The organism is Nonomuraea sp. NPDC003709, assembly GCF_040610775.1.
GTDB classification, from domain to species: Bacteria; Actinomycetota; Actinomycetes; order Streptosporangiales; family Streptosporangiaceae; genus Nonomuraea; species Nonomuraea angiospora_A.
The window spans coordinates 489,622-511,801 of the sequence record NZ_JBEXMW010000007.1; the positions used below are offsets into that span (position 1 = coordinate 489,622).

Annotated in this window: 21 protein-coding genes; 13 read left to right on the forward strand and 8 right to left on the reverse strand. The window is 71.7% G+C overall.

Going from position 1 to position 22,180, the window contains the following annotated elements:
- Positions 1–52 precede the first annotated feature (52 nt).
- Together ABZX61_RS24125 and ABZX61_RS24130 are read left to right on the forward strand one after the other, a co-directional pair.
- A complete protein-coding gene (locus ABZX61_RS24125) occupies positions 53–178 on the forward strand; it encodes a hypothetical protein (protein WP_350726089.1) in 126 nt (41 codons plus the stop codon).
- Positions 179–279: 101 nt separating this feature from the next.
- Positions 280–1,539: a serine hydrolase domain-containing protein gene (locus tag ABZX61_RS24130; RefSeq protein ID WP_355197735.1), complete on the forward strand. Its 1,260-nt coding sequence runs from the start codon at positions 280–282 to the stop codon at positions 1,537–1,539.
- Between the two features lie 41 nt (positions 1,540–1,580).
- Here ABZX61_RS24130 and ABZX61_RS24135 read toward each other — a convergent pair whose 3' ends face one another.
- The 5 genes from ABZX61_RS24135 to ABZX61_RS24155 form a co-directional block, all read right to left on the reverse strand.
- The gene (locus ABZX61_RS24135; protein ID WP_355197737.1) at positions 1,581–3,137 is read right to left on the reverse strand and encodes a DUF4038 domain-containing protein; all 1,557 of its coding nucleotides are present in this window, start codon (positions 3,135–3,137) and stop codon (positions 1,581–1,583) included.
- The gene (locus ABZX61_RS24140) at positions 3,137–4,129 is read right to left on the reverse strand and encodes a sugar phosphate isomerase/epimerase family protein (RefSeq protein WP_350726095.1); all 993 of its coding nucleotides are present in this window, start codon (positions 4,127–4,129) and stop codon (positions 3,137–3,139) included. The genes ABZX61_RS24135 and ABZX61_RS24140 overlap by 1 nt, the downstream gene beginning before the upstream one ends.
- A gap of 13 nt (positions 4,130–4,142) precedes the next feature.
- A complete protein-coding gene (locus ABZX61_RS24145) occupies positions 4,143–4,982 on the reverse strand; it encodes a carbohydrate ABC transporter permease (protein WP_350726097.1) in 840 nt (279 codons plus the stop codon).
- Positions 4,979–5,920 (reverse strand): sugar ABC transporter permease, encoded by a 942-nt coding sequence (locus ABZX61_RS24150; protein WP_355197849.1) that lies wholly within the window; start codon positions 5,918–5,920, stop codon positions 4,979–4,981. The genes ABZX61_RS24145 and ABZX61_RS24150 overlap by 4 nt, the downstream gene beginning before the upstream one ends.
- Before the next feature lie 72 nt (positions 5,921–5,992).
- Positions 5,993–7,270, reverse strand: coding sequence for an ABC transporter substrate-binding protein (locus ABZX61_RS24155; RefSeq protein WP_350726099.1), 1,278 nt, complete (start codon positions 7,268–7,270; stop codon positions 5,993–5,995).
- 205 nt (positions 7,271–7,475) lie between these two features.
- Here ABZX61_RS24155 and ABZX61_RS24160 point away from each other — a divergent pair, with 205 nt between their 5' ends.
- The 9 genes from ABZX61_RS24160 to ABZX61_RS24200 all read left to right on the forward strand — a co-directional run bounded on the left by ABZX61_RS24160 (position 7,476) and on the right by ABZX61_RS24200 (position 16,355).
- A complete protein-coding gene (locus ABZX61_RS24160; protein WP_355197739.1) occupies positions 7,476–8,363 on the forward strand; it encodes a transketolase in 888 nt (295 codons plus the stop codon).
- Positions 8,360–9,313, forward strand: a complete 954-nt coding sequence (locus ABZX61_RS24165) for a transketolase C-terminal domain-containing protein (protein ID WP_355197741.1) — start codon at positions 8,360–8,362, stop codon at positions 9,311–9,313. The genes ABZX61_RS24160 and ABZX61_RS24165 overlap by 4 nt, the downstream gene beginning before the upstream one ends.
- Positions 9,306–10,772: an FGGY family carbohydrate kinase gene (locus tag ABZX61_RS24170; RefSeq protein ID WP_355197743.1), complete on the forward strand. Its 1,467-nt coding sequence runs from the start codon at positions 9,306–9,308 to the stop codon at positions 10,770–10,772. The genes ABZX61_RS24165 and ABZX61_RS24170 overlap by 8 nt, the downstream gene beginning before the upstream one ends.
- Positions 10,769–11,413 (forward strand): DUF2291 domain-containing protein, encoded by a 645-nt coding sequence (locus ABZX61_RS24175; RefSeq protein ID WP_355197744.1) that lies wholly within the window; start codon positions 10,769–10,771, stop codon positions 11,411–11,413. Before ABZX61_RS24170 ends, ABZX61_RS24175 begins: the two co-directional genes overlap by 4 nt.
- Positions 11,410–12,936 (forward strand): sugar ABC transporter ATP-binding protein, encoded by a 1,527-nt coding sequence (locus ABZX61_RS24180; protein ID WP_355197746.1) that lies wholly within the window; start codon positions 11,410–11,412, stop codon positions 12,934–12,936. The genes ABZX61_RS24175 and ABZX61_RS24180 overlap by 4 nt, the downstream gene beginning before the upstream one ends.
- Positions 12,933–14,015 (forward strand): ABC transporter permease, encoded by a 1,083-nt coding sequence (locus tag ABZX61_RS24185; RefSeq protein ID WP_355197748.1) that lies wholly within the window; start codon positions 12,933–12,935, stop codon positions 14,013–14,015. Before ABZX61_RS24180 ends, ABZX61_RS24185 begins: the two co-directional genes overlap by 4 nt.
- Positions 14,016–14,031: 16 nt before the next feature.
- Positions 14,032–15,021: a D-ribose ABC transporter substrate-binding protein gene (locus ABZX61_RS24190; protein ID WP_350726115.1), complete on the forward strand. Its 990-nt coding sequence runs from the start codon at positions 14,032–14,034 to the stop codon at positions 15,019–15,021.
- A gap of 72 nt (positions 15,022–15,093) precedes the next feature.
- Positions 15,094–16,068 carry a sugar-binding transcriptional regulator gene (locus ABZX61_RS24195; RefSeq protein WP_355197750.1) on the forward strand — a complete coding sequence of 325 codons (975 nt, stop codon included), beginning with the start codon at positions 15,094–15,096 and terminating at the stop codon, positions 16,066–16,068.
- A gap of 38 nt (positions 16,069–16,106) precedes the next feature.
- On the forward strand, positions 16,107–16,355 hold the full coding sequence (locus ABZX61_RS24200) for a cell division protein CrgA (protein ID WP_355197752.1): 249 nt from the start codon (positions 16,107–16,109) through the stop codon (positions 16,353–16,355).
- On the opposite strand, the gene ABZX61_RS24205 is transcribed toward ABZX61_RS24200, so the two are convergent.
- Positions 16,352–19,075 carry an AAA family ATPase gene (locus tag ABZX61_RS24205; protein ID WP_355197754.1) on the reverse strand — a complete coding sequence of 908 codons (2,724 nt, stop codon included), beginning with the start codon at positions 19,073–19,075 and terminating at the stop codon, positions 16,352–16,354. The genes ABZX61_RS24200 and ABZX61_RS24205 overlap by 4 nt on opposite strands.
- A 121-nt stretch (positions 19,076–19,196) precedes the next feature.
- Between ABZX61_RS24205 and ABZX61_RS24210 the strand changes: the two genes are divergently transcribed.
- Positions 19,197–19,664, forward strand: coding sequence for an SAM-dependent methyltransferase (locus ABZX61_RS24210; RefSeq protein ID WP_350726122.1), 468 nt, complete (start codon positions 19,197–19,199; stop codon positions 19,662–19,664).
- A gap of 19 nt (positions 19,665–19,683) precedes the next feature.
- The gene (locus ABZX61_RS24215; protein WP_355197757.1) at positions 19,684–20,850 is read left to right on the forward strand and encodes an FAD-dependent monooxygenase; all 1,167 of its coding nucleotides are present in this window, start codon (positions 19,684–19,686) and stop codon (positions 20,848–20,850) included.
- Between the two features lie 8 nt (positions 20,851–20,858).
- On the opposite strand, the gene ABZX61_RS24220 is transcribed toward ABZX61_RS24215, so the two are convergent.
- Together ABZX61_RS24220 and ABZX61_RS24225 are read right to left on the reverse strand one after the other, a co-directional pair.
- Positions 20,859–21,227, reverse strand: coding sequence for a DoxX family protein (locus ABZX61_RS24220; protein WP_355197759.1), 369 nt, complete (start codon positions 21,225–21,227; stop codon positions 20,859–20,861).
- 91 nt (positions 21,228–21,318) lie between these two features.
- Positions 21,319–22,164, reverse strand: a complete 846-nt coding sequence (locus ABZX61_RS24225; RefSeq protein ID WP_355197761.1) for a hypothetical protein — start codon at positions 22,162–22,164, stop codon at positions 21,319–21,321.
- Positions 22,165–22,180: the final 16 nt, after the last annotated feature.

Consider the following 22,180-nt stretch of genomic DNA (forward strand, 5'->3'; position numbering starts at 1 on the left):
TCTTTCTACCCCAATGTGACTTGAAGCGTAGTTTCAATGAAGAGGTAGAGAGTTGTCCGAATTCCTGGCCTCCCTGCTCGCCAAGGCCGCGATGATGCTCCTTGAGGCACTGCTCGCTCGGTTCGTCCAGAGCCTCGCCGCGTCGATCTTCAGCCCGGCGGGCCTCCGGATCGCCTGACCGCCCCGCGCGCCGTACGGCGTTTCCTCGTTGCGCACACCGTTCCTTCTGAGTACAGTGTTCGCAAGAGGGAACGCCGTACGCAGCGCGGGGAGATGACGATGTCCACGAACACCAGTTGGGACATGAAGGGCACCTGGGACACCAAGGGCCGGTGGGACGTGCACGAGCGGCCCGGCCTGTCACAGGCGGGGCTGGACCGGATGCGGCACGTGCTGGCCGGACATGTCGGGTCCGGGAGCGTACCCGGGCTGGTCGCGCTGGTCGGCAGGGGCGACGAGACGCACGTCGAGGCCCTGGGGACCCTGCACGCCTGCGGCACCGAGCCGATGCGGCGTGACACGCTCTTCCGGATGGCGTCGCTGAGCAAGCCGATCACGGCCGCCGCGGTGATGATCCTGGTCGAGGAGTGCCGGCTGCGGCTGGACGACCCGGTCGACGAGTGGCTGCCCGAGCTGGCCGACCGCCAGGTGCTCAGGAGCATCGACGCGCCGCTGGACGACACGGTCCCCGCGGCCCGGCCGATCACCGTGCGCGACCTGCTGACGTTCACCTTCGGGTTCGGGGTGGTGCTGGCCGCGCCGGACACGTACCCGATCCAGACCGCGATCCGCGAGCTCGGCCTGGACACCACCTCGCCGGACTTCGGGCCGGACGAGTGGATCCGCCGGCTCGGCACGCTGCCGCTGATGCGCCAGCCGGGCGAGCTGTGGCAGTACCACGTCGGCTCCGACGTGCTCGGCGTGCTCGTGGCCAGGGTGAGCGGGCAGCCGCTGGAGGAGTTCCTGCGCGAGCGGCTGTTCGGGCCGCTCGGCATGAAGGACACCGGCTTCCACGTGCCCGCCGACCGGATCCACCGCCTGCCCACCAGCTACGCGCACAACCCCGAGAACGGCGAACCGGTCGTCTGGGACGAGGCCGCCGGCGGTAAATACAGCCGCCCGCCGCTCTTCCAGGCCGGCGGCGACGGGCTGGTCTCGACCGTCGACGACTACCACGCCTTCTTCCGCATGCTCCTGGGCAAGGGCGCCTTCGGTGGCGCGCGCGTCCTGTCGCGGGCCTCGGTCGAGCTGATGACGACGGACCACCTGACGCCGGGGCAGAAGGTCGAGAAGGACGCGTTCGGCGACCACTTCGGCCGGCACGGCGGATACGGGTTCGGCCTGGCGGTCCGCACCCACCGCCGCGACCTGGCCTCGCCGGGCCAGTTCGGCTGGGACGGCGGACTCGGCACCACCGGGTACGCCGACCCGGCCGAGGACCTGGTCGGCATCCTGCTGACCCAGAGCGCGATGGACTCCGTCCACACCCCCCGCCTCCACAAGGACTTCTGGACCACCGCCTACCAGGCGATCGCCTGATCCCCGCCGCCACACCCCCTCCAAGGCGTGGCGGCGGGTCATCATCCGTCCTGTTCGTCGCAGAAGATGACCACGCGGGCCACCTGCCGCTCGTCCTCGACGGCTTCGCCGGGCCGGCGCCGGCCGCTCGCGACGACGTCGCCGGTGCGCGGGTCGACGACGCGGTAGGCGGTCGGCAGGCCGTCCTCGCTCGTCGGGCGCAGCGCGCCGCCGTGCTCCTGGTAGACCACGTGCATTCGGCCGGGCACGCGCAGGGAGCGCGGGCTGATGAACGTCTCCCAGTCCGGCTCCATGTCGGTCGTGGGCAGGCCGTCCAGGATCTTGCCGAGCAGACCGACGTACGTGGAGCCCTCGAAGTCGAGGGACTCGCGCCAGCCGCCCGACGGGGCCAGGAAGTACGGCGCGTGGCCGGGCTCGTCGGCGTGCAGCTTCCACTGCCAGATGTTCGCGGCGCCGTAGACGACGCCCATGGCCCCGCCCGCGCACAGGTTGCTCCACGCCTCGTGGCCCTGCCACCAGCCGGCGGCGTTGGTGACGCTGCGGGTCTGCTCGTAGGTGGGCTCGCCGTTGGCGACGGCCTTGACGGGCGTGTCGCGCCGCATGACCGCGACCCGCTCGGGGACGTGCTCGCCGCCGTGGCCGGTCTGGCACCACTGGAAGTCCAGCCAGTCGGCGTCCTGGCAGGCCCGGTTGTCGGCGTGCGGGCGGTAGTGGATGCCGGTGGGCTGGGCGTAGCAGTCCCAGGCGTGGACCTCGGCGCCGCCGGCCGCGATCTGCGGCTCGCGGCCGGAGCCGTCGGCCCCGACCAGGTAGATCGCGGGGCGGGCGCCGTAGCGGGCCACCAGGTAGCGGCAGTAGCGGGCGTACTCCTCGGGAGGTACGACCGTGCCGGCCACGTCGAGCCCCTTCCAGCCGAACCCCTGGAAGACCGGCTGGAGCACGGGCACGATCTCGTGCTCCACCAGGATGTCCAGGAGCCGGTCCAGATACTGGAAGTAGGCGGGGTTGAGCGCGTTGACGTGCCCGCCGGGCAGGTCCTCGAAGGCGACGTCGAAGCCCTCGTCGGCGGAGCGGTCGCGCGGGCCGACGGCCCGCATGTCGGGCTGGACCGACATCAGCAGCACCGCGTTGAAGCCCTTGGCCTGCCGGTCGGCCGCGTACGTGCGCACCTGCTCCTCGGTGGCCCGCCAGGGCAGACCCCAGGCGGTGTCGGCGACCATGATCGCCGGGGTGCCGTCGGCGTGCACGAGGCTGCGCCCGCCCGGCGACATGGTCCAGAAGCCGTGCCGCCGGAAGCGGTGCGCGGGCGGTTCGGCGGCGTCCACCTCGATGATCCCGGCCGCCCCGCGAAGCCCGCGGTCGTCGAGGGACGCGTCGGTGGTCCAGTGCCAGCGGCCGTGCGCCAGCGGCGAGCTGAACCGGATCCGCCACGTGCGGCCGCCGTCGTAGAACGCCGGCCTGCGCAGGGACAGCCCGGTGTCGTGGGTGAAGTCCGCCCACACCTCGACGGCGGTGTAGGCGTCGGGGAGGTCGGCCGAGGCGGTGAGCGTGATCTCCACCTCGCGCCAGGCTCCCCCGACGCGCGTCACGTCGCCCATCAGCCGTCCACCTGGGCGCTGAGCAGCGCCTTGCGCGCGATGCGCTGCGCGGCCAGGGCGTCCTGGCGGGCCTGCGCCTCGGCGAGGGCGTCCACGTCGAGGACCTGCAGGGCCCGCCAGATCGTCCGCATGACCTCGATGCCGGCGCGGGCGGCCTCCACCGAGTCCTCGCGGAAGGGGAACTGGTCGAGCTGCCAGACGCCCTGCCACCCGGCCTGGCGCAGGGTGTGGAAGAACTCGAAGGTCTCGACGAGGTGGATGGAGCCCACCACCATGTCGTCGTCCCAGCCGCGGAAGTTGTCGTTGACGTCGATGGCGTAGAGCCGGTCGTGTTCGAGGATGAGCTGGGCCGCGTCGGCCGGGGACTCGAGGCCGTACAGGGAGTGGCCGAAGTCCAGCAGGATGCCGACGTTGGGCACGTCCATCTTCTCGATGGCCAGCAGGGTGCGGGCGGCCGAGGAGAAGGTCATGCGGTTACGCGGCTCGCGCGGCTTGTACTCGATGGCGAAGCGCAGATCGGGGTGGCGCTGGGCCAGCTCGCGGACGGCGTCGATGGACATCTGCCACAGCGCCTTGTAGTCGGCCTGGAAGGGGTAGTCCCAGCCGTCCTGGCCGGGCCAGAGCTTGACGTAGTCGCAGCCGAGGCGGCGGGCCAGGTCGGCGGACTCGCTGACCAGCTCGATGGCCGCGCGCCGAATCTCGGGGTCGGGGTTGGTGAAGCCGCCGCGGGCGAACTTCCTGGTGTAGATCTCCGGCGTCAGCGCGATGGCCCGCAGCCCGTTGGCCTTCAGCCGGTCTTCCAGCTGGTCCACGTCGAGGTCGGCGGGGTTGAACGGGTAGTTGATGTCGACCACGGAGAGGCTGCCGACCTGGCCCGCGCGGTCGATCGCCTCCAGCGTGGAGACGGGCGGGCCGTACCCGTCCGTGGCATAACGGTCGCGGAACTGCCCGAAGTGCCAGAGCCCGGCGCCGAACAGTGGTTCTGCTGCCATACGGAATGGTCTCCTATCCCTTGATCGCGCCGGCGAGGGCGCCTTGTGTGAAGAAGCGCTGGAACATCAGATAGACGATGAGGACCGGGAGGATGGACATGATGATGAAGGCGTTGAGCTGCCCGTAGTTCGAGGCGAACTGCGACTGGAAGGCCTGCAGCGCCAGCGGCACCGTACGCGCGTCCTGGTCCTGCAGCAGCACCAGGGCCATCCCGTACTCGTTCCAGGTGGCGACGAAGTCCAGGATGAACAGCGCGGCCAGCGCGGGCTTGGCCAGCGGCAGGATGACCCGTACGAACAGGCGCCAGTTCCCCGAGCCGTCGATGCGGGCGGCCTCGTCGAGCTCGCGGGGCAGGGAGCGGAAGAACCCGTACAGGAAGAACACCTGGGACGGGATGCCGAAGGCCAGGTAGGGCAGGATGATCCCGTTGGTGGAGTTCAGCAGCCCCATGCTCGACAGCGTGGTGAACATCGGGGCGATGGCGACCTGCACCGGCACCATCGCGCCCAGGGTGATCACGATGAGCAGGATCCGCTGCCGCTTGAAGCGCAGCCGCGCGATGGCGAACGCCGCCGCGGCCGAGATCATCAGGCCGAGCGGCACCTTGATGAGCGCGATGTAGGCGCTGTTCTTGGCCACGGTCCACAGCTCGCCCCGCTCCGCGGCGGCGGCGTAGTTGTCCCACCGCCACACCTCCGGCAGCGCCCAGATGGACGAGCGGCCGATGTCGGCCGTGGACTTCAGCGAGGTCAGCACCATGAAGGCGAACGGCGCGAGCCAGATGAGCGCGCAGACGACCAGCGCGATCCACAGCCCGATGAGCGGGTAGTTGGCACGGCGGACCGCGTTCATCGCTCGTCCTCCTTCAAGGTCCACATCAGGTACGGCAGGACGAGCGCCAGGGTGATCACGAGGAGCACGACGGCCAGCGCGTTGCCCCCTCCGAAGTTGTGGTTGATGAACGACTGGCTGTAGGACCACAGGGCCAGCACCTGGCTCGACTGGGCCGGGCCGCCGTTGGTCATGCCGACGATGAGGTCGAACACCTTGAGCGAGCTGATCACGGTGAGCACCAGGACGACGGTGAAGGTCGGCCGCAGCGCCGGGAGGGTGACGTTCCGGAAGGTCTGCCAGGCGGAGGCGCCGTCGAGCTTGGCCGCCTCGACCAGGTCGGCCGGCACCGTCTGCAGCCCGGCCAGGAACAGCACCATCGAGAAGCCCGTCGTCTGCCAGACGAAGGCGACGAAGACGGAGTAGAGGGCGATCTGCGGGTCGCCGAGCCAGTCCTGGATCCACGACGACAGGCCGAGGGACGTCAACGTGCTGTTGACCAGGCCGGAGTTCGGGTTGTAGATCCACGTCCACATGGTCGCCACGGCGATCGAGGCCAGCACGGCCGGGATGTAGAACGCCGAGCGCAGCAGGTTGCGGCCGAGGAGCCGGTTGTTGAGCGCCAGGGCGAGCAGCAGGGCGAGCACCGTGGGCACGACGAGCGAGAGCACGACCCAGATGACGCTGTTGCGCAGGGCGGTGTGGAAGACCGTGTCGTTGGTGAAGATGTCCTGGTAGTTCGCCAGTCCGGCCCAGATCTGCGGCACGGTGGGGAAGCCGTTCCACCGCACGAAGCTGAGGTAGATCGCCGAGACGATGGGGAACAGCAGGAAGATCCCGTAGAGCGCCAGCGCGGGCGCCAGGAACGGCAGCGCGCCCAGGATGGGCAGGCCGCGGCGTGGCGTGCGGGGGCGGTGCGAGGGGTGGGTGGGTCGTGACGTGGTCGGGGCGGTGGACACGGTGGCCAAGGCCGCTCCTCCTCGGGTGATCGGACCGGCCGGGGAGCGGTCCCCCCGGCCGGTCACGGCTGGTCAGTCCTTGTGGGTGTCGATGAACTTCTGCAGCAGCGCGCCCGCCTCCTTGGGGGCGATCGAGCCGCTGGTGACCCCGTTCTGGATGCGCCAGTACTCGGTCGTCACGTCGGTGGGGAAGTTCTGGTCGTTGTTGAGGAAGAACCCCTTGGCCTTGCCGGTCAGCTCGGCGATCTGCGTGTTGATCGGCGCGAGCGGGTTCTCCCCCTTGGTGTCCTTGTTCACCGGGACCGAGGAGAAGACGCCCAGGTACTTGCCCTCCACGGCGGCGGAGGTGAAGAAGTCCAGGAACTTGGCGGCCTCGTCCGGGTGCTTGCTCGACTTGCTGATGTACATGCCCTCGGAGAAGCCGTAGAGCCGGTCGGTGCCCGTGGGCATCGGGAAGACGCCCACGTTGTTCTGGTCGTCGCCGGCGTCGATGTTCTGCTGGGTGAACCAGTCACCCTCGAGCTGCATGGCCGACTTGCCCGAGTGGAACATCGCGCCCGCCTCGGCCACCGGCAGGCCGGCGAAACCCTTGTTGAAGTAGTTGCCCGACCACTGCTTGAGCTGCTCGAAGGACTTGTCCACGCACGGCTGGCCGGCCCAGCTCGTCGCGCGGGTGTTGAGCTTGTCGCCCAGCTCGGCGCCGCAGTTGGTCTCGATGAACGTGTCCAGCAGGCGCATGACGTGCCAGTTGTCCTTGCCGCCCATGGTGATCGGCGTGAGCCCGGCGTCCTTGAGCTTCTGCGCCGCCGTGGCCCACTCCTGGTACGTGGTGGGCGGCGCGCTGATGCCCGCCTTGGCGAACTGGTCCTTGTGGTAGTAGACGACCTCGGTGCGCTGCGTCCAGGGCACTCCGTGGTAGCCGCCGTACTGCTTGTACGCCGCCAGGGTCGACGGGTTGAACCGGTCGGCCCACTTGTACTGCTGGTAGTACTTGCTCAGGTCGAGGCTCACGCCCGACTTGACGAGCTCGCCGCCGAGGCCGGGCCCGGCCCAGTTGTAGTAGATGTCCGGGCCGGAGCTACTGCCGGCCGTGGTGCGCAGCGCGTCCTTGTGCGCATCTACGGCGCGGTACTGAAGATCTACCTTGATGTTCGGGTTCTGCTTCTCGAAGTCGCCGATAATCGACTTGAACGCGGCGTTCGCCGTGTCCGCGTTCTGCGTGACCATCCACCAGCTCAGCTTGACCTGCCCCCCGCTGGTCGCGCTGGTGTTGTCTTGGACTCGGCCGCTGCAGGCGGTCAGGAGCAGCGCAGACGCTGCCAGAGCTGCCGCTTTGCTTGGGATGTTCATTGCCTCTCCAGAGGGCTGGAGGCGATTGAATAGCTATTCAATACCGCCTGTCTATTCGAGCGGAATGTAACGTCGGCGACATACAGCCGTCAAGAAGCAGGCGAGTCGCAAGCTTCCGCACCTCATTGACATGAACGCGATGGCGGCCTTAGCTTCAAAATATGCCTAGTCATATTGGAATAGATATTCAAGACGTGGCCCGGTGATGATGTTGCTTGCTGCCGATCCGACGCGTTCGGCCGTCTATCGCCAGGCGGCCGAGCGGATTCGCCGGGCCGACCGGCACACCGCGGCCGCGGAGCTGGACCAGTTGGCCACGGAGGTGCGCCGGAGCATCATCCGCATGATCGACCGTGCCCAGCTGGGGCACGTCGGGGGTGACCTGTCGGTCACCGACATCCTGGTCACCTGCTTCTACGGCGTGCTGTCCGTCGATCCCGAACGTCCGCGGTGGAGCGGGCGCGACCGTTTCGTGCTGAGCAAGGGACACTGCGCCGCCGCCCTGTACTCGACCCTCGCCCACTGCGGCTTCTTCCCCGAGGCCGAGCTGGACACCTTCATGGCCCCGCTGTCGGCGCTCAACGGTCACCCCAACCGCATCAAGGTCCCCGGCATCGAGACCAACACCGGCGCGCTCGGGCACGGTCTGCCCGTGGCCACCGGGTGCGCGCTGGCCGCCAAGCTCGACGGCGCGGACTGGCGCACGTTCGTCGTGCTCGGCGACGGGGAGCTGCAGGAAGGCAGCAACTGGGAGGCGGCCATGGCGGCCGCCCACCACGGCCTGTCGTCGCTGACCGCCGTCATCGACCGCAACCGGCTGCAGCAGGGCGCCAGGACGGAGGACACCAACGCCCTGGGGGCGCTGGACGACAAATGGCGCAGCTTCGGCTGGGAGGTACGCGAGGTCGACGGCCACGACCACCTCGCCCTCCTGCAGGCGATGAGCGGCTCGTCGACCGGCAGGCCGGTCGCCGTCATCGCCCACACGATCAAGGGGAAGGGAGTGTCGTTCATGGAGGACCGCGTGGAGTGGCACCACAAGGTGCCGAGCCCCGACCAGGTCGAAGCGGCCCTCGCGGAGCTGGCACGATGACCGTGACCGACCAGCAGACCGCCTTCGACTGCCGCCAGGACTTCGCCGCGGAGCTCCTGGCCCTGGCTGCCGAGGACGAGCGGATCGTGGCCGTCTGCAACGACTCCGTGGGCTCCAGCAACCTCGTCGGCTTCCGGGAGCGTTTCCCCGACCGGCTGATCAACGTCGGCATCGCCGAGCAGGACCTCGTCGGAGTCGGCGCGGGGCTGGCCAACGCCGGCAAGATCCCGTTCGTGTGCGCGGCGGCGCCGTTCCTCACCGGCCGCGCCCTGGAGCAGATCAAGGCCGACGTCGCCTACAGCGAGGCGCACGTCGTGCTCTGCGGGCAGAGCCCGGGCATGGCCTACGGCGAGCTCGGCCCCACCCACCACTCGATCGAGGACCTGTCCTGGATGCGCGCGGTCGCCGGGCTCGACGTGATCGTCCCGGCCGACTCCGTCCAGACCCGCGCCGCCGTCCGCTGGGCGGCGGCCTCCGGCAGGCCCAGCTACGTGCGCATCCCGCGGTTCAAGGTGCCCGTGGTCACGCCGGAGGGCGCGCCCTTCGAGCCGCGCAGGGCGGTGCTGCTCGCCGACGGCGACGACGCCACGGTGATCGCCATCGGCTCGCTGACCTCCCGCGCGCTGCAGGCGGCCGCCCGGCTCCGCGAGGAGGGCGTCTACCTGCGGGTTCTCAACATGCCCTTCCTCGACCCGCTGGACGAGGAGGCCATCGTGACCGCCGCGCGGGAGACCCGCGGCATCGTCACGGCCGAGGAGGCCACCGTCAGCGGCGGGCTCGGCGCGGCCGTCGCCGCCACCGTCGTCACCCGCCACCCCGTCCCCATGCGCATCCTCGGCGTGCCCCGCGTGTTCGCCCCCACCGGCGACACCGCCTTCCTGCTCGACCACTTCGGCCTGTCCGCCGACGGCATCGTCAGCGCCGTCAAGGACCTGCTGCGCCATGGCTAGCCCGCTCATCCTGGCCATCGACCAGGGCACCAGCTCCACCAAGGCGCTGCTCGTGGACGAGGGCGGCCGCGTCGTCTCCCGCGCCGTCGTACCGGTGGCCGAGAGCCAGCCCCGCCCCGGCTGGGTCGAGCAGTCCGCCGACGAGCTGTGGCAGAGCGTACGGCGGGCGGTCGCCGAGTGCGTCGGCCCCGACCAGGCCGCCCGGGTCGCCGGCGTGGGGTTCAGCAACCAGCGCGAGTCGCTGGTGCTGTGGGAGCGCCGCACCGGCGAGCCGGTCGGGCCGCTGATCAGCTGGCAGGACCAGCGCACCGCCGCCCAGTGCCACGAGCTGGCCGCCACCGGGGCCGCCGGCCTGGTGCGGTCGGTGAGCGGGATGCCGCTGGACCCGATGTTCTCCGCGCTCAAGGCCCGCTGGCTGCTCGACGCGTACGATCCGGACCGGCGCCGGGCCCGGGCGGGCGAGCTGTGCCTGGGCACCGTCGACTCCTGGCTGCTCAGCCGCCTGGGCGGCGAGCACGTCATCGAGGTCGGCAACGCCTCGCGCACCCAGCTGCTCGACGTCGGGACCGGGGAGTGGGACCCGCGGCTGCTGGAGCTGTTCGGGGTGCCGGCCGAGGTGCTGCCGAGGGTGGTCGCCTCCTGCGGCGCCTTCCCCGCCGTCCGCGACCTCGCGCCGCTGCCCGACGGGGTGCCGGTGCTGGCGGTCATGGGCGACTCGCACGCCGCGATGTTCGCCCATGCCGGCTGGCGGCCCGGGGTGGTGAAGGCCACCTACGGCACCGGCTCCTCGGTGATGGCCATCGGCGGCCCTCCGGAGGCGCCCGGCCTGTGCCGCAGCATCGCCTGGGACCTCGGGGACGGTCCTGTTCATGCCGTCGAGGGCAACATCCGCGCGACCGGTCGCACCGTCAGCTGGCTGGCGGAGCTGTTCGACGTGCCCGCCGACGTGCTGCTGGCCGAGGCCGCAGACCCGGGCAACGTCCACTTCGTGCCCGCCTTCGGCGGCCTCGGCGCCCCTTGGTGGGACCCGGACGCGAGCCCCGTCATCATCGGGCTGACGCTCGCCACCCGCCGGGCCCAGCTCGTCGCCGCCGCCCTGGAGGCGGTCGCCTTCCAGGTCGAGGACGTGGTGGCCGCCGTCGATCAGGCCGTCGGCCAGGTGAGCGTGCTCATGGCCGACGGCGGGCTCACCCGCAGCGCCCGCTTGATGCAGTTCCAGGCCGACGTCAGCGGCCGGGCCGTCGCCCGCTCCGGCGAGCACGACCTGTCATGCCTCGGCGTGGCCGACGCCGCCGGGCTCGCGGCCAAGCTGTGGACGCTCGGCGAGCTGGAACGGCGCCCGCGACCCGCGGACCGGTTCGAGCCCGCCCTGGACGAGACGGACCGCGCGGCCAGGAAAGCCGCCTGGCACGAGGCCGTGCGCAGATCCCGCCCCTCCGGTGAAGGGAGCAGCACATGACAGCAACGGCGCCGACCCCCCGTCGGCGCGTCCCGATCCGCTGGATCACCACCGCGGCCGTCGCCGTGCTGGTCGTCCTCATGGCCGTCAGCACCGAGTACCGGACCGCCGAGACCGCGGCCGCGGCGGCTCCGAAGAAGTTCGACCCGGCCGCGTTCGGGGCCCAGAACTACGAGGCCAAGATCGTCCCCGCCGTCAAGAGCGCCGCCGTCGACCTGCCCGTCCTGCTCGACGCCCTGGCCGCCGACAGGGACGCCGCGAGCCAGAAGTACGGCAAGCGCCAGGGCACCGGCCCCTACACCTTCGCCGTCAAGGTGACGGGCGAGGCCGGCGCGGCCAGGTCCGGGCTGCTGCCCGTCACCGTCAAGGGCCTGCCGGACGGCACCCGGGTCTCCGTGCAGATCGGACCCGCCATCAACGGCACCGCGCTGCGCGACGCGGTGGGATTCATCACGTTCGGCCAGTTCACCAACCAGGTGGAGTACGCCGACGCCGCCACCGCCCTGAACAACCAGCTGCGCGACAAACTGCTCAAAGGGCTGGACGCGGCCGGGCTGGAGGGCAAGCAGATCTCCGTCACCGGGGCGTTCACCCTGCTGACACCCCAGACCGTGACGATCACGCCGGTGGCGATCTCATGAGCGGCCCGGTCCTGCGGGCCGGCGAGGTCACCAAGGTGTACGGCGGCACGCACGCGCTCAAGGGCGTCGACTTCGACGTGGCGCCCGGCCGCGTGACCGCGCTGTTCGGCGAGAACGGCGCCGGCAAGTCGACCCTGATGAAGATCCTGGCCGGGATCGAACGGCCCACCACCGGCCATGTCGAGCTCGACGGGCGGCCCGTGCGGCTGCACTCCTCCCGTGACGCGGCCGACCAGGGCATCTCCATCATCCACCAGGAGCTCAGCCTCTGCCCCAACCTCAGCATCCAGGACAACCTGTTCCTGGCCCGCGAGGTCCGCACCGCGTACGGCTCCATCGACCGCAAGGCACAGCGCGAGGCCACGGCCGCGGTCCTGCACCGGCTGGAGGAGGACGTCGACCCGGACCGGCTCGTCGGCGACCTGCGGCTCGGCCAGCAGCAGCTGGTGGAGATCGCCCGCGCGCTGCTGCAGCAGGCCCGCGTCCTCATCATGGACGAGCCGACCTCGGCCCTGACCGCGCCCGAGGTCGACGTGCTCTTCCGGGTGATCAGGGAGCTGACCGCCGCGGGCGTCGCCGTCGTCTACATCTCCCACCACCTGGACGAGGCGCTGGAGATCGCCGACGACGTCGTGGTGCTGCGCGACGGGCGGCTGGTCGCCACGGCCCGGGCCGATGAGGTCGACATCCGCTGGATCGTCGAGCAGATGGTCGGCCGCGACCAGGACACGCTGTTCCCCAGCCGGGAGCCGGTGCTCGGCGAGGAGGCGCTGGCCGTGCGCCGGCTCACCGTGGCCGACCCGGCCGTCCCCGACCGGCTGGCCGTGAACGGGCTGTCGCTCAGCGTGCGCGCGGGCGAGATCGTCGGCGTCTACGGGCTGATGGGCTCCGGGCGCACCGAGCTGCTGGAGACGCTGGCCGGCCGCCTGCGGCCGTCCTCCGGCGAGGTCCTGCTGGACGGCGCGCCCCTGCACGAGGCCGGGATCCGCGACCGCATCGAGCGGGGCGTGGTGCTGGTGCCCGAGGACCGCCAGCGCGACGGCCTCGTCCAGACCATGTCGGTCGGGCAGAACCTGTCCCTGTCCGCGCTCGGCACGTTCGTCCGCGGCCTGTTCGTCTCCCACGAGCGCGAGCGCGCCGCCGTCACCCGCACCATCGCCGACGTCACCGTCAAGACCAGCGGCGCCCAGGCGGCCATCGGGTCGCTGAGCGGCGGCAACCAGCAGAAAGTGATCATCGGAAAGGCGCTGCTGACCGGGCCGCGCGTCCTGCTGCTGGACGAGCCGTCCCGCGGCGTGGACGTGGGCGCCAAGGCCGACATCTTCGAGCTGATGGCGGCCCAGGCCAGGCGGGGCCTGGCCGTGCTGTTCACCACATCCGACGCCGAAGAGGCCCTGCACATCCCCGACCGGCTGCTCGTGCTCGCCCGCGGCGCCCTCGTCGGCGAGTTTCGGCGCGGCGAGCTGACCCGGGAGGAACTGATGCGCGTGTCCGACGGCGGAACCCAGGACGGTTCGTCATGACGGCGACGGCGACCACCGCGGCCCCGGAGCAGGCCGCCACCCGGGCCCGCCGCCTCTCGCTGCTGAACGTGGCCTTCGAGCTGCGCGCCTTCATCGCGCTCGCCGTGCTCATCGTCATCTTCGGCCTGCTGTCGGACTCCTTCCTCACCGTCCCCAACCTGATCACGATGACCAAGCACGTCGCCATCAACGGCGTGATCGCGCTCGGCATGCTGCTGGTCATCCTCAAGGGCGGCATCGACCTGTCCGTCGGCTCCATCGTGGGCCTGTCCGGGGTGGTCGCCGGCGAGCTCCTGCAGGGTCTGCACGTCGGCGGCGTGATCGCCTACCCGCCGGTGTGGGTGGTGATCGTGCTGTGCGTCGCGGTCGGCATGGCGGTCGGCCTGATCAACGGGATCCTCGTCACCCGCTTCAACGTGGCGCCGTTCATCGCCACGCTCGGCATGCTGTACGTGGCCCGCGGCGCGGCGATGCTCATCTCCAACGGCGCCACCTACCCCAACCTGGGCGGCAACCCGGCGCTCGGCAACACCGGCTTCGAGCTGCTCGGCAGCGGGCGGCCGCTCGGCCTGCCCACCTCCATCTGGATCATGATCCTGCTGGCCGTGGCGGCCGTGCTGCTGCTGGCCAAGTCCCCGTTCGGCCGCTGGCTGTACGCCACCGGCGGCAACGAGCGGGCCGCGGACCTGTCCGGCGTGCCGATCCGGCGGGTCAAGACGATCGTGTACGTGATCTCCGGGGCCTGCGCGGCGGTCGCCGGGCTCATCATCGCCTCGGAGCTCACCTCGGCCGCCCCGCAGGCCGGGGAGACGTACGAGCTCAACGCCATCGCGGCGGTGGTCATCGGGGGCGCCGCGCTCAGCGGCGGCCGGGGAACCGTGCGCGGCACCCTGGTCGGCGCGTTCGTCATCGGCTTCCTCGCCGACGGCCTGGTGATCCTGGGCGTGTCGACGTTCTGGCAGATCCTCATCAAGGGCGCGGTCATCATCCTCGCCGTGATGCTCGACCAGGGCCAGCAGCGATTCAAGCGACGGGGAGCCGCCGCGGCGGCGGTCGCCGCAAGCAAGAAGCACGACTGAACGACAAGGAGACACCATGCCCCCCACCCGCATCGTCACTTTGGCACTCTCCGTCCTGCTCGGTTGCACCACGCTGGCCGCCTGCGGCAGCGCGGAACAACCCGCCACCAGCGCGTCCGCGAGCAGCGGCGGCGCGGCCGCCGGCGGCCTGATCGCGATCATCACCCCGTCGCACGACAACCCGTTCTTCAAGGCAGAGGCCGAGGCGGCCAAGGCGCAGGCCGAAAAGCTCGGCTACCAGACGTCCGTGGCCTCCCACGACGACGACCCCAACAAGCAGAGCGAGCTGATCGACGCCGCCATCTCCCGCCAGGCCAAGGCGATCATCCTGGACAACGCGGGCGCCGATGCCTCCATCGGGCCGGTCCGCAAGGCCGCGCAGGGCGGCATCCCGGTCTTCCTGATCGACCGGGAGATCAACGCCACCGGCGTCGCCAAGGCCCAGATCGTCTCCAACAACTCCCAGGGCGCCCAGCTGGTCGCGCAGTCGTTCGTGGAGGCCATGAAGAGCAAGGGCAACTACGTCGAGCTGGTCGGCAAGGAGTCCGACACCAACGCCAGCGTCCGCTCCAAGGGCTTCGCCGACGTGATCTCCCAGTACCCGGACATGAAGCCGGTGGCCAAGGAGAGCGCCAACTGGGACCAGCAGGAGGCGTTCACCAAGATGGAGACCATCATCCAGAAGAGCCGCGACATCCAGGGCGTCATCGCCGGCAACGACACCATGGCCCTGGGCGCGGTCGCGGCGCTGAAGGCCGCGGGACTGCTGAAGAAGGTCGTGGTCGTCGGCTTCGACGGCAGCCCCGACGCCATCGCCGCCATCAAGGCGGGCGAGATGCACGCCACCGGGCTGCAGCCCGCCGCGCTCGGCGCCACCAGCGCCGTGGACCAGGCCGACCAGTTCATCAAGACCGGCAAGACGGGCAAGGACGAGAAGCAGTCCATCGACTGCGAGCTCGTCACGGCCGACAACGCCGACGAGTTCGGGGTGTTCGCCAGGAAGTGACCTCGCCGGCGTCTCCGCCACGGTGGTTCGGACAATAGGCTTCATTCAGGAGTGAATAGAAAGGAGTACGCGGTGGTCCAGAACGCGGAACGTAGGCGCGACACGACCAAGGATCACCTGCGCCTCCTGGCCCGGGTCGCGCGCATGTACCACGAGCAGAACATGCGCCAGCCCGAGATCGCCGCCACGCTCAACATCTCCCAGCCCCGCGTGTCCCGCCTGCTCAAGGAGGCGGTCACGCGGGGCATGGTCCGCACGGTGGTCACGCTCCCCGAAGGGGTGCACACCGAGCTGGAGGAGGAGCTGCAGCGGCGCTACGGGCTGCGCGACGCCGTGGTCGTGGACGTCGAGGACTACCAGGACGACGTGATCCCGCCGCTGGCCTCGGCGGCCGCGGCCTATCTCGGCGTCACCTTCACCGGCGGCGACGTGATCGGCATCTCCTCCTGGAGCGAGACCCTGCTGGCCACGGTCGAACGCCTGCCGCAGAAGAACTCCCAGGTCGCCGACCGCGTCATCCAGCTGGTCGGCGGGGTCGGCAGCCCCGAGGCGCAGGTGCACGCCACCCGGCTGGTCGCCCGCCTGGCCAACCTCACCTACGCCCGGCCGATCTTCGTGCCCCTGCCCGGAGTGGTCGCGACCACCGCGATCCGCGACGCGCTGCTGGAGGACCCCAGCGTGAAGGACGTGCAGGCGCAGTGGCACGACCTGACCGTCGTGCTGGTCGGCATCGGCAGCCTGGAGCCCTCGCCCCTGCTGCTCAGCAGCGGCAACGCGGTCAGCCAGGCCGACCAGGAGGAGCTGCGCGGGCTCGGCGCCGTCGGCGACGTCTGCCTGCACTTCTTCGACGCCACGGGCAAACCCGTCGACTCGGGCTTCGACCAGCGCGTCATCGGCATCGACGCGCCGACCTTCCGCGCCGTCGAGCGCCGGGTCGGGGTCGCGGGCGGCATGCGCAAGCTCTCCGCGATCAAGGCCGCGATCGAGGGCGGCTGGGTCAACGTCCTCATCACCGACCTGACGATCGCCCGCCTGCTCTGCTCCTGATCGCGTTACGCTGGATCCACCGAACAGGGGTGATGCCGGTGTCCGATCTCCAAGCTCGTGTCGCGCCGACCAATCGCTTGGCCCGCCGCCTGGCCGCGGCAATGGGCGTGTCCTGGTTCGTCGGCGTCGCGTGGATCGTCCTGTACTACGTGGACCCCACTCTCCCGGTCCTGTCCGACCTGGGCAACTGGAACCTGCTGGCCGGGTTCGGCCTCTTCATGCTGGGCGCGGCGTTCGCCCTGGCCCTGCTGGTGACGGTGATCGTACGGTCGGGGCGCCGGCCCTAGGCGGGACGGCCCAGGTCGAGGCCCGCCAGGTCGGCGCGCGAGGAGATCCCCAGCTTCGGGTACGCCTTGTACAGGTGGAATCCCACCGTCCGCGGGCTGAGGAAGAGCTGCGCGCCGATCTGCCGGTTCGTGGCGCCCGTCGCGGCGAGCCGGACGACCTGCAGCTCCTGAGGGGTCAGCGCGTCGAGCGGTTTCGCCGCCACGCCGAGCTCCGGCAGGTCGGCGCGGGCGCCGGTCGCGGCCAGCTCCGTACGGGCCCGTTCGGCCCAGGGAGCGGCGCCCAGCGCGGCGAAGCGGCCCATCGCCGATCGCAGCTGCGCCCCGGCGTCGGAGCGCCGGCGGGCCCGCCGCAGCCACTCGCCGTACAGCAGCTCCGTCCTGGCGTGCTCGAACACCCGCCCGCCCCGGGCGTGCCACTCGAGCGCCGCGCCGTAGTGGGCCTCGGCCTCGCCGCGCGGGGCGAGGAGAGCGCGGCAGCGATGCGCGACGGCGGCGGCGCCCGGCCGTCCGCTGGCCGCCGCCCAGGCGTCGAACCGGGCGAACGCCTCGGCCGCCCGGCCCGGGTCGCCCAGCCGGGCGCAGGCCTCGACGTGGTCGGCCATGGCGAAGGTGACGATCACGGTGTGACCGAGCGGGCCGTCGAGGATCCGCGCCATCCGCTCGGCCGCCGCGTCGTACCGCGCTCGTACCAGGTCGAGCAGGATCAGCGCGCAGCCGCCCCACCCCGATCCGTGGCGTTCCCGTGCGGCGCCGTCGGCTTGGCCGGCGAGCCGTACGCACGTGTCGTCCTCGCCCTCGACGGCGGCGAGCCACGCCAGGATGCCGTGCAGGTGCCGCAGCCGCCCCGCCTGCCCGGTGTCGTGGGCGATCCGCCAGGCCTCGGCGCCCGACTCCGCCGCCTCCGCATGCCTTCCCCGCAGGAGTTGCGCCTGGGTGAGGAGCTGCAGAGCATGCGGCAGCGCGCCGATCAGGCCCTGCTCCCTGCAGGCGGCCACGCGGGCCGCGGCCAGCTCGCAGGCCGCCTCGTCGTCGCCGGTCATCAACGCGCCGAACACCGCGTACGTACCGGCGACCGGGTCCGTGGCGGCGCGCGGCGAGATGGCGGCGCGCATGAGCGGCAGCCCCGCGGCCGGGTCGCCGGCTGCCACCCGCTCCATGCCGCGTACCGTTCCGGCCACGGGGTCGTCGCCGGGCACGACGGATTCCAGCAGCTCCGCGGCCCGCCCGAGCGCGGCGTGGTCACCCGCGAACCAGGCCTCGGCGGCGGCGGTCGCGAGCAGGGACGCGGCGTCGGCCGGCGCGGTGCGGGCGATGCCGGCGGCCGCGTCGATCAGCGCCGCCGGCGTCGGGCTCCCGTGCTCGGAGTCGACCGCGGCCCGCACGGCGACCAGCCGGGCCAGCACCACGGGGTCCCCGGTCAGCCGCCGGCCCCGGTCGGCCGCGGCGCCGGCGCGGGCCAGCTGCCCGGCGCCCATCGCCGACTCGGCGGCGGCGGCCAGCCGGCGGGCCCGCCGGCCCTGATCGACGGTGAGCTGCGCGGCCCGCTCGTACGCCGTCGCGGCCGACGCGTGGCTGCCCCGCTGCCGGGCCCGCTCTCCGGCCGCCGCCAGCACGTCCGAGATCTCCTCGTCGGGACCGACGGCGGCGGCGGACAGGTGCCAGGCCCTGCGGTCGGCGTGCTCGTCGCCGTCGAGGGCGTCCGCCAGCGCGCGATGGGCGGCCACCCGCCGGGCGAGCGGCGCCTCGTGGTACGCGGCGGTCTTGACCAGGGGATGGCGGAAGCGCAGCCGGCCGTCGGAGATCTGTACCAGGTGGTGGCGCTCGCCCGGCTCCAGGTCGGGCAGCCCGGCCCCGAAGCCCTCCGCGGCCCGCAGGACGAGCTCCAGGCTGCCCGAGCCCTCGGCCGCGGCGACCAGGAGCAGCAGCTGCGTGGCTTCGGGGAGCCGCCGGATGGCGGCACGCAACGACTGTTCGAGCCGTCCGGGCAGAGGGAGCCTGGGCGCCTGCAGGGGCAGCGGAGCCAGCCGGCCCGCCCGCTGCTCGGGGACGAGGGCCGCGGCGAACTCCAGGAGCGCGAGCGGGTTGCCCTCGGCCTCCTCGATCACCCGGTCCCGTGCCTCGGGCACCAGATCGGCGGCCGACCCGGCGAGCAGCCGCTCGCAGTCCGCCCGGCCGAGACCGGCGAGCCGCAGCTCCGGGACGCCCTGCACGGGCGGCTGCGCACCGTCGTCGCGGGCGGCCAGGATCATGGTGATCCGCTCGGCCCCCAGCCTGCGCGCCGCGAACACCAGCGCGTCCGCCGACGCGCGGTCCAGCCACTGCACGTCGTCGATCAGGCACAGCAGGGGACGTTCCTCGGCGAGCTCGGCGAGCAGGGTCAGCACCGCGAGCCCGACGAGGAAGCGGTCCTGGGCCCCGCCCTGGCTCTCGCCGAACGCGCCGAGCAGGGCCGCCCGCTGCGCCTCGGGGAGCCCCGCGACGAGGTGCCGGGCCGGCCGCAGCAGCAGGTGCAGGGCGGCGAAGGGCAGCTCGGCCTCGGCCTCCACGCCGGTGATCCGCAGCACCAGCACGTCGTCGCCCGCCGCCCGCGCGGCCTCCGCCAGCAGCGCCGACTTGCCGATCCCGGCCTCTCCGTACACGACGACGGCATTGCCCCGGCCGGTCCCGGACTCGGCGATCAGCCCGCTGAGTAGGGCGATCTCGGCGTTTCGCCCGATCATGATGCCCCGACCCTACCTAAGCGGCCTCCGCCGCCCGCGAGCAACCCGGTCATCGTGACTTATTCACCCGCGAGCCCCGGCCCGTACGGTCGTGAGCGGAAACCCGACATTGGAGGAAGCCGTGGAGCACGCCGTCACCCTGCAACCGGTGGGCACCGTCGTGGGCGGGCGCACCGAGGCGTTCGACGACGACTGGAACACCGAGGAAGCGGTGATCCGCCTCGACGGGACGCAGTTCCAGCCGGACTCCCTGGCGGGGCTGGACGCGTTCTCGCACCTGGAGGTGGTGTTCCTCTTCCACCTGGTGGACCCGGAGTCGGTGCACACCGCGGCCCGCCGCCCGAGGGGCAATCCGGACTGGCCGCCGGTGGGCATCTTCGCGCAGCGGGCCAAGAACCGGCCGAACAGGCTGGGGGTCTCCCGCTGCCGCCTGCTCGCCGTGGACGGCCTCGACGTGCGCGTACGCGGTCTGGACGCCATCGACGGCAGCCCGGTCCTCGATCTCAAGCCCTACATGGCGGAGTTCGGGCCGCAGGGCGAGACCGTACAGCCGGCCTGGGCGACCGAACTGATGCGCAACTACTACTGAGACAAGGGGATTTCGCGGTATGAACGCACAACTTCCGGCCGGCACGGACGTCCTGATCGTCGGCGCGGGCCCGGCCGGCCTGGCCCTGGCCACCTCGCTGGCCCGGCAGGGCGTGGACGCCGTCCTGGTGGACAAGGCGGCGAGCGGCGCCAACACCTCGCGGGCCGCGGTCGTGCACGCCCGCACCCTGGAGGTGCTGCGCGCGATCGACGTCAGCGACGAGCTGGTGTCGAGGGGGGTCACCGTGCCCCGCTTCACCGTACGCGACCGCGACCGGGTCCTGCTGACCGTGGCCTTCGACAAGCTGCCGACCGACTTCCCGTACACGCTGCTGGTGCCCCAGGACATCACCGAGCAGGTGCTGCTGGACCGGCTCCGGGCCGCGGGCGGCACCGTCCACCGCCCGTACGCGGTCACGGCCGTCGAGCAGACCGCCGCCGGGGTCACCGCCACGACGTCCGACGGCCGCCAGATCCGCGCCTCGTACGCCGTCGGCGCCGACGGCATGCACAGCACGGTGCGCGAGCAGGCCGGGATCGCGTTCACGGGCGACACCTACGCCCAGTCGTTCGTGCTCGCCGACGTCCGCCTCGACTGGGCGGGTCCCACCGACGAGGTCGCTCTCTACTTCGCCCCCGAAGGGGTGACCGTCGTCGCGCCGCTGCCGGGCGGCCGCCACCGGATCGTCGCGACGGTCGAGGAGGCTCCGGAGCGTCCCGGCATCGCCGACATCCAGTCGCTCCTCGACGCCCGCGGGCCGCGTACCAACCCGGCCACGGTCACGGACCTCGTCTGGAGCTCGCGGTTCCGCGTCCACCACCGCCTGGCCGAGCGCTACCGCGCGGGCCGGATCTTCCTGGCCGGCGACGCGGCCCACGTCCACAGCCCGGCCGGCGGCCAGGGCATGAACACCGGCATCCAGGACGCCCTCTCCCTGGCCGGGAAGCTCACCGCCGTGCTGCGCGACGGCGCTCCCGAGACGATCCTGGACACGTACGGGACCGAGCGCCGTCCCGTCGCCGAGGACGTGGTCGCCTTCACCCACCGGATGACGAGGATCGCGACGGTCGGCAACGGCCCGCTGCGCTCCCTGCGCAACACGGCCCTGCGCGCGCTGGACTGGGTCCCCGCGGTCCACCACGCGATGGCGATGAACCTGTCCGAGCTGGCGACGGCAGACTCGTAGCCGCCGCTTCACCGCAGGAGGTCCAGCGCCAGCGTGGCCGCCGCCAGCCCGAGAAACCCGATCGCCAGGAAGAACATCGGCGAGAAGTCGCTGACGCGCAGGTGGGTGTAGAGGGCGCAGACGAAGTAGAGGATGAGCCCGGCCGCGGCGGCCGTGCCGATCAGCGGCACGCCGAGGAGCCCGAGCGCCAGCCCGAGCGCGCCCGCGACCTTGAGGGCGCCGATCGGGAAGACCAGCCAGGACTCGGGCACTCCCGCCGTCTTCAGGGCGGGGCCCAGCGTCCGCATGATCGGTTCGAGCCGGGTGATGGCGGCGAAGCCCGAGAACGTGTTGGCGGCGATGGTCAGGAGGGCGGTGACGACATAGGCGGTGGTCAAGAGAGCTCCCTGGAAGGCGGTGTTCGCTTCCTGAGAGCTCTCCATGCCGATGAGTGTGACATCGACGTGACCGGGCCGAGCGCGTGGCCGGTCAGGATGTCTTGGCGGTGGGCTCGCCGAGCTTGTCACCGGATTCCTGCCGCGCCCTGTCGGTCGGCTTGCCAGGTTGGCCGGCGGGCTGCCGCCGTACCTGGTCGGTGGGCGGAGCGGTGACCGAGACGGGGGTGCCGAAGTCGCTGAAGTCCATGACGTTCCGGTTGCCGGAATCGCCGAAGGCGACTTCCAGGTGCCGGATCCGGCCCTGGTCGTCCACGTCCACGGTGCCCGTGGCCGCCTCCGCCGTGCCCGCCTTCACGTCGGCACCGCCCCCGGCCTCCAGCGAGAACGCGAACCGCTGCCCGGCCCAGCCCTGCCCGGAGGCTGTGCCGGCCTCGCGGACGTCAGTGGCCGTACGGAGCCGCTCCAGCGCCGAATGAGGGTCGATGGGAGCGAGCTTGACCAGGGCGATGACCGGCGGCGCGCCCGCCAGCTCGGTGTCGGGGCGCGGCGAGACCAGCCACGTCGCGGCGCCGCTCTCCCGGATGTACATCAGGTCTCCGACGAACCGGGTTTCGGCCCCGTCCTGCCTCGTGATGACGCCCATCCGCCGGACGGGGTCGATGGCGCCGTCGAACACCTTGGTATCGGACGTGACATGGATGCGGTAGCTCTCCTGGCTGGTGTTCTCGACCGCGGCGATCACCTGGGCCTGCGCCGACGACTGGGTCGCGGGCAGCACCACCGCGACCGCGGCCACCGCGGCGGCGACGGCCAGCGCTGCGATCGGGACCAGGACCCTGGCCAGCCGGCGCCTCGGCATCGCCGGCATGAGGTCGATGCCCGCCGGCCGGTCCTCGGTCGCTTTGCTGAGCAGCGTGCGGAGTTCGTGCTCGTTCATGGACGGCTCCTCGTGT